The following is a 2,741-nucleotide window of genomic DNA, read 5'->3' on the forward strand; positions in this document are numbered from 1 at the left end:
TCATTAGCCAATGTTTTTGTGCAAAGTGGTTTTGGGGTAGCACTGATCCAAAAAGAAAGGATAGATGATAAAGATCTATCCTCTGTATTCTACTTGAGTGTAGTTATAGCAGGTGTAGTCTATATGGTTTTATTTTTTTTAGCTCCATTAATCGCAGAGTTTTATAAAATATCTGAGTTAAAAAATATATTGAGGGTTCTATCTTTAACACTTTTTTTTGGTGCATTTAACTCTATACAGAACTCCATTATTAGTAAAAATTTAGAATTTAAGAAGCTATTTATAAGTAGCTTAGGTGCAGTTTTAATATCAGGTATTATCTCAATAATAATGGTATATAGTAATTTTGGAATTTGGACTCTTGTATATCAACAATTAATAAGTCAATTGTCAACATGTATAATTCTATATTTTGCTGTAAAATGGAGACCGAAACTACTATTTTCATTGGAAAGAATAAAGAAGTTATTTTCTTTTGGGTCTAAATTACTATTCTCATCGTTATTAGACGTATTATATGAAAATTTAAGAAGTTTAGTTATTGGAAAATTTTACTCTCCTATGATGTTAGGTTATTACAATAGAGGAAATCAATTCCCCCTATTAATTGTGTCCAACTTTAATGGATCGATTCAAACGGTTATTTTTCCAGCATTAGTTGCTGAGCAAAGTGATAGAGTTAGAATGAAATATCTTGTAAGAAGAGCAATTGTGACAAGTTGTTTCATAATTTTTCCACTGATGATAGGATTGGCAATAATTGGAGAACCCTTTGTAGAACTTCTATTAACAAAAAAATGGTTATCCTGTGTTCCATATTTAAGAATATTTTGCTTATCATATGCCTTATGGCCTATACATACAACAAACTTACAAGCTATAAATGCTCTTGGTAGAAGTGATATATTTTTAAAATTGGAAGTTATAAAGAAAATAATAGGAGTAACAATACTACTAATAACACTGAATTATGGAGTTTATGCAATGGCTATAGGAGTTTTAATAAATGGGATAATTGCATCTGTAATAAACTCATTTCCAAATAAAAAGTTGTTAAATTATGGTTATATGGAACAATTAAAGGATATATTTCCATCGGCAATTATATCTTTAATTATGGGAATAGTTATTTATCCAATCTCCTTATTAAATCTTAATTTAGTTAGCATAATATTTTTTCAAGTCTTATTAGGAGTTATAGTATATATTTCAATTTCATATGCGATTAAATTGGAGTGTTGCAATTATTTGATAGAAGCAGTTTTAAAAAGTAAAAAGCTAAAGAGAGCCTAAGAGGAGGAAGAAAGATGAAAAAAATATTATTACTAGGAGGTTCAAAGCAGCAAATAGTAGCCATAGAGTGTGCAAAAAAAATGGGATATTATACAATTTTATGTGATTATTTGGAAGATAATCCAGGGCAACAATATGCAGATAAATTTTATTTAGTGAGTACTACAGATAAAGAAAAAATATTAGAAATAGCTAAAAAAGAGAAAATAAATGGAATAGTTGCTTATGCATCAGATCCAGCAGCTCCAACAGCGGCATATGTAGCGGAAAAATTAGAATTACCAACAAACCCTTATGAATCGGTAAAAATACTGACAAATAAAGATTTGTTTAGAAAGTTTTTAGAAGATAATGGATTTAAAACACCAAAGGCAAAGGGATATAGCTCTGTTGATGAAATTAAAGATGAAATCAAAGATTTTAAGTTTCCTTTAATAATAAAACCTGTAGATTCATCTGGTAGTAAAGGAGTTGCAAAAGTTGAATCCATAAAAGAGTTAAATGCTTTAGCAGAGAATGCCTTGAGATATTCATTAGTAAAGAGATTTATAATAGAGGAGTTTGTGGAGATGTTTGGATATCAGGTTGCAGGAGATGGATTTGTAATTGATGGTGAGTTAGTTTTTAGGTGTTTTGCCAATGATCATTTTGACAAGAAAAGTATAAATCCATTTGTTCCAATTTCAGCGAGCTTTCCCTATAATATGCCACAGGAGACTCAAAATAAAATTCATCAAGAGATTCAAAGAGCTCTTTCTTTATTGAATATGAAAATGGGTGCTTATAACTTTGATATAAGGATAGATAAGGATATGAATGTGTATTTAATGGAGATAGGACCTAGAAATGGAGGAAATTTTATACCTCAAATAATAAAATACGCCACAGGGGTAGATCTTATAGAAAATACAATAAAGCAATCTTTAGGTGAAAAAATAGAAAAGATGGATATAAAGGACTACAATGGATTTTATAGTTATTATGCAATTCATTCATCTAAAGCTGGAATTTTAAAAAATATTGAGATTTCAAAAAAAATAAAAGAGAGTTCTATTTTAGAGAGTCATTTAAATTATAAGGTTGGGGATAGTATTCCAGCTTTTGTGGGAGCAAATGGATGTCTAGGAATACTGTTGATGAAATTTGAAACAATGGAAGAGATGTTAGATTTAATGGATAATGCAGACAAATGGATTGAAGTTATATTGAAAGAGGAAGAGTAGAGTATGAAAGAGATTGGTGGCTATTTTCAAATAGAGGAGTTTGTAAGAAATGAATATTATAAAGATTTAGTTTCATTAAATACAGCAAGAAATGCGTTGTTATATATTATGGAAGCAAAAAATATAAAAAAAATATACATACCATATTATTTATGCGAGTGTATAGAGGTTATGTTAAAACAAAATGAACTTTGCTATGAATTTTATAGAATAGATAAAAATTTT

The 2,741-nt window shown here is 28.6% G+C and carries 3 protein-coding genes; all 3 read left to right on the top strand.

The genetic code is table 11. From position 1 onward, the window contains the following. Positions 1-1,293, top strand: a 1,293-nt coding sequence (locus ACMOUI_RS06525; RefSeq protein ID WP_418964919.1) for a lipopolysaccharide biosynthesis protein, incomplete at its 5' end; no start/stop codon positions are given. 14 nt (positions 1,294-1,307) lie between these two features. Beyond that, entirely contained in the window at positions 1,308-2,516 is a 1,209-nt protein-coding gene (locus ACMOUI_RS06530) for an ATP-grasp domain-containing protein (RefSeq protein WP_418964920.1), read from the top strand. Between the two features lie 3 nt (positions 2,517-2,519). After that, a partial coding sequence (locus ACMOUI_RS06535) for a hypothetical protein (protein ID WP_418964921.1) occupies positions 2,520-2,741 on the top strand: 222 nt, incomplete at its 3' end.

Source organism: Cetobacterium sp. (genome assembly GCF_048470075.1).
In the GTDB taxonomy this organism is placed as follows: Bacteria; Fusobacteriota; Fusobacteriia; order Fusobacteriales; family Fusobacteriaceae; genus Cetobacterium_A.

Bases quoted from the DNA above. Each gene is read 5' to 3' on its own strand.
- ACMOUI_RS06530 (WP_418964920.1), top strand. From the start codon at position 1,308: ATGAAAAAAATATTATTACTAGGAGGTTCAAAGCAGCAAATAGTAGCC.